2 protein-coding genes and 1 pseudogene are annotated in these 4,803 nt (G+C 74.5%); 2 read left to right on the top strand and 1 reads right to left on the bottom strand.

Annotation, left to right across the window (positions count from 1 at the left end; translation table 11 throughout):
- On the top strand, positions 1-225 hold a 225-nt coding region (locus ACWCO3_RS31600), incomplete at its 5' end, for a hypothetical protein (protein WP_450013540.1).
- A 6-nt stretch (positions 226-231) separates the two neighbouring features.
- Here the strand turns inward: ACWCO3_RS31600 and ACWCO3_RS31595 are convergent.
- Positions 232-4,710: pseudogene (locus ACWCO3_RS31595) on the bottom strand (ATP-dependent helicase); the annotation flags it as partial.
- Positions 4,711-4,746: 36 nt separating this feature from the next.
- On the opposite strand from ACWCO3_RS31595, the gene ACWCO3_RS31590 reads away from it, so the two are divergent.
- Positions 4,747-4,803 (top strand): hypothetical protein (locus ACWCO3_RS31590; protein WP_450013542.1); only part of this gene is annotated, 57 nt, incomplete at its 3' end.

Genomic DNA, 4,803 nt, shown 5'->3' with positions numbered 1-4,803 from the left:
GTCGACTGTGGGCCGGACGGGCTGGGCCTGGGCTGTTCCGAGGTCGTCGCCACCGACGCCGTCACGGTGTACGTGTTCCCCGACGAGACCAGCGCCAGCGACATCGCGGAGACCTGGGGTGGTCAGTCGTACCGGCGTGGAGCGGTGGTGCTCAACTACCTGGCGGCGAAGACCCCGGCCGCCGACCGTCCCCGCTACGAGAAGGTCCTCGACAGCCTCGGCTGAGCGCGGTCAGCCGCGCAGGCGCAGGCCACGGGGGGTGGCCCGGAAACCGGCGGAGGTCAGCGCGTCGCGCAGCGGTGAGGAGTGCACCGCCTCGCCGTCGGCCCGCTCCACCGACATCGCACCCAATGCGCCCGAATGGACGGCGTCGGCGAGCGCCTTGCCGGCCGCGGCGAGGGCGTCCGCGTCGTCGCTGAAGGAGAGCAGCGTCCGGCCGCCGCGTTCCACGTAGAGGACGAGGTCACCGCCGACCTGCACCACCAGCGCACCGGCCTTGCGGCCGGCCCGGTGCCCGGTCGCCGGGGCGGCCCCGTCACCGGAGTCGAGCACCCGGTCCGGCCAGGGCAGCGCCGCGCCGTACGGGTTGGCGGGGTCGGTGGCGGCGAGCACGGTGGCCGGTGTGCCCCGGCCCCGCGCGCCGTCGGTGGAGTCGGCCAACGCGCGGAGCCGGTCCACCGCGCCCGGTACCGCGAACTGCGCCGCGCCCAGCCCTTCGACGAAGTAACCCCGGCGGGCCGCGCCGCGCTCCTCCAGGGCCGACAGCACCGGGTAGACCGCCGAGAAACCGCCGACCACCTGCTCGGCCATCACCGCGCCGCGGGTGACCACCCCGTGCCGTTCCAGCAGGACGTCGGCGAGCGCCGCCGCCCGTCGGGTCGGGTCGACGTCCCGCTCCGGCAGGCGCGACCACCGACCGGCGACGGTCGGCGGGCCACTCCGGGTGGGCAGTGCCACCCGACCCGGACGCCGGTAACGGGTGCGGGGCGCGGACGGCCGCGAGCGGTGTGCACCGCCGGCACCGAGCACCGCGCGCAGCGGAGCGAGGGTGTCGTTGGTGAGGTGCCCGGCCCAGACCAGGTCCCAGATCACTGTGGTCAGCGCGGCGTCGTCGGTCGAGCCGACCCGGTCGGCCAAGGCCCGGAAGAACAGCGCCTGCCCGTCGTCGAGCGCGTCGAGCACCGCGTCGTGCAGCGGGGTACGGGTCAACGCCTCGTCCGGCGGCGGAAGCAGCAGTGGAGCGGCGTCCGCGTACGCGAGGGTCACCCAGCCGTCGCCCCCGGAGATCGCACCCGACCCCGCCCACAGCACCTCCCCGCTGGCGCACAGCTCGTCGAGCTGGGCGGGGGAGTAGTCGGCGACCCGACCGGGCAGCACCAGCCGCTCCAGGGCGGACGCCGGCACCGCCGCGCCCTGCAACTGCTCCACCGTCGCGGCGAGCGCCTCCACACCTCGGGCGGAGGAGCCGACCTGCTGCCAGCGGGGCAGGAACGTGGCGAGCGCCCGGGGCGGCACCGGCTCGATCTCCCGGCGCAGCGCCGCGAGTGAACGGCGGCGCAGCATCCGCAGCACCTCGGCGTCGCACCACTGCGCGCCGGCCGAGTCCGGGGTGAACTCCCCGGAGACCACCCGTCCGGTCGCGCCGAGCCGGCGCAACGCCTGCTCGACGACGAACACGCCGAGCCCGAAGCGGGCGGCACAGCTGGCCGCCGCGAACGGCCCATGGGTGCGGGCGTAGCGGGCCACCAGGTCGCCGAGCGGATCGGCCACCGGGGCGAGGTACGCCTCGGCCACCCCGACCGGCAACGCCACGCCGAGAGCGTCGCGCAGCCGGGCGGCGTCCTCGACGCCCACCCAGCGTTGCTCCCCGGCGATCCGGACCCGCAGCACCCGGCGGGTGGCCTCCAGCTCGGTCAGCCAGGCCTCGGGCACCCCCCGCTCGGTCAACTCGGCGTCGCTCAGGTCACCGAGAACCCGCAGCAGCTCGACGACGTCCTCGGCGTCGCGGGGGCGGCGTTGCTCGGTCAGCCACCGCAGCTGCCGATCCGTCTCGGTGAGCACCGCCGGGTCGAGCAGCTCGCGCAGGTCGACCCGACCGAGCAGCTCGCCGAGGAGCGTGGAGTCCAGGGCGAGCGCGGCGGCGCGACGCTCGGCGAGCGGCGCGTCGCCCTCGTAGAGGAACGCGCCGACGTAACCGAAGAGCAGCGAACGGGCGAACGGGGACGGCGCGCTGGTCTCGACCTCGACCAACCGCACCTTGCGGGTGGCCAGGTCACGCATCAGCCCGGCCAGTGCGGGCTGGTCGAAGACGTCCTGGAGGCACTCCCGGGCTGCCTCCAAAGTGACCGGGAAGTCGGCGTACTCGCGGGCGACGTCGAGCAGTTGAGCGGCCCGTTGCCGCTGCTGCCAGAGCGGTTGGCGGCGGCGCGGGTCGCGGCGGGGGAGCAGCAGCGACCGGGCGGCGCACTCCCGGAAACGGGCGGCGAAGAGCGCGGAGGTGCCGACCGACTCCTCCACGAGCTGGGCGATCTCGTCCGGCTCGAAGACCACGATGTCGGCGCCGGGCGGCTCGTCGGCGGTGTCCGGCAGTCGCACCACGATGCCGTCGTCGGAGGGCATCACCTGAGCGTCCACCCCGTACCGTTCAGCCAGCCGGCGGCCCACCGCCAGCGCCCAGGGCCCGTTGACCCGGGCACCGAGGACGCTGTGCACGGCGAGCCGCCAGTCACCCAGCTCGTCACGGAACCGCTCGACCACGATCGTCCGGTCGTCGGGCAGCGAGCGGGTGGCCTCGCGCTGATCACGGAGGTAGGCCATCAGGTTGCCGGCCGCCCACTCGTCCAGGCCGCCGTCGCGCAGCGCGGCCAGCGCCGCCTCGTCGCTCTGTCGCAGCAGGGTGCGCACCCGGGCGCCGATGGCCCGGCCCAGCTCCACCGGTCGGCCCAGCTGGTCGCCCTTCCAGAACGGCATCCGCGCCGCCTGACCGGGGGCGGGCGAGACCAGCACCCGGTCCGGGGTGATCTCCTCGATGCGCCAGGAGGAGGAGCCGAGCAGGAAGACGTCGCCGACCCGCGACTCGTAGACCATCTCCTCGTCCAGCTCACCGACGCGGGCGGCCCGCTCCGCGCCGGCCAGGAACACCCCGAACAGGCCCCGGTCGGGGATGGTGCCGCCGCTGGTCACCGCGAGTCGCTGTGCGCCGGGACGGCCGGTGAGCAGGTCGGTGGCCCGGTCCCACACCAGTCGGGGACGCAGCTCGGCGAACGCGGTGGACGGGTATCGGCCGGAGAGCATGTCCAGAACGGCGTGCAGCGCCGAGTCGGGCAGCTCGGCGAAGGGCGCGGCCCGGCGGACCAGCACGGCCAGGTCGCCGAGCTGCCACGGCTCCAGTGCCACCATCGCCACGATCTGCTGGGCCAGCACGTCCAGGGGATTGCGCGGGTAGTGCAGCTCCTCGATCGCGCCGTCGGTCATCCGCTCGGCGACCACTGCGCAGGACAGCAGGTCGCCGCGGTGCTTCGGGAAGACCACCCCACGGGAGACCGCGCCCACCTGGTGCCCGGCCCGGCCGACCCGTTGCAGACCAGCGGCCACGCTGGGTGGCGCCTCGATCTGCACCACCAGGTCGACAGCGCCCATGTCGATGCCCAGCTCCAGGCTGGATGTGGCCACGACCGCCGGCAGCTGGCCGGACTTGAGCGCCTCCTCGATGTGCTTGCGCTCCTCCCGGGACACGCTGCCGTGGTGGGCGCGGGCGATCACCGGCGTCGCGCCGGTGGCCGCGCCGGACTGGGCCATTACCTCGGCTGGTGGCCGGTTGCGCACCGGGCCGGCAGGTCCACCCCACCGCTGCGCCCCGGACGCCGGGTCGCGGTCGCCCGCCAGGTCGTCGTCGGCCGACAACCCTTCCGGTACGCCGATAGCGCTCTCGGTCGCCTCTTCGGCGGCGAGCTCGTTGAGCCGGGCGCAGAGGCGTTCGGCGCTGCGGCGGGAGTTGGTGAAGACGATCGTCGACCGATGCTGGCCGATGAGTGTGAAGACCCGTTCCTCGACGGCCGGCCAGATCGAGGCACGTCGTGGCCCGGGGCCGCCGAGGTCGTCCTCCGGTGGCTGCTCCTGCTCGTCGAGGCGGGTCATGTCCTCCACCGGGACCTGAACGCTGACCTCGATGGTCTTCGGGGTAGCCGGCTGCACCACGTCGACCGGACGGGCGCCGCCGAGGAACTGCGCGCAGGCGTCGATCGGCCGGACGGTGGCGGAGAGGCCGATGCGTTGCGCCGGGGCGGGCAGCAGCTCGTCGAGGCGTTCGAGGGAGAGGGCGAGGTGGGCGCCACGCTTGCTGCCGGCCACCGCGTGCACCTCGTCGACGATCACCGTCTGAACGCCCCGCAGCGAGTCGCGAGCTGCGGACGTGAGCAGCAGGAACAGCGACTCGGGTGTGGTGATGAGGATGTCCGGTGGGGTGCGGGCGAAGGCTCGTCGCTCGTCCGCCGGCGTGTCGCCGGTGCGCATGCCAACGGTGATGTCGGGTGGTGCGATGCCCAGCCGGGTCGCCGCCTGCCGGATCCCGGCGAGGGGGGCGCGCAGGTTGCGTTCCACGTCGACGGCCAGCGCCTTGAGCGGGCTGACGTAGAGCACGCGGCACCGCTGGCGGGCCTCGGCCGGTGCCGGCTCGCGGGACAGCCGGTCCAGTGACCAGAGGAAGGCTCCTGCTCGGTCTGCGGCGAGGAGGTCACCTACGACGACATCGCCAAGGGCTACGACATCGGTGGCGGCGAGATGGTGATCCTCACCGACGAGGAC

It is taken from the genome of Micromonospora sp. NPDC002411 (assembly GCF_053592955.1).
This window is presented reverse-complemented; position numbering and strand designations above follow the sequence as displayed.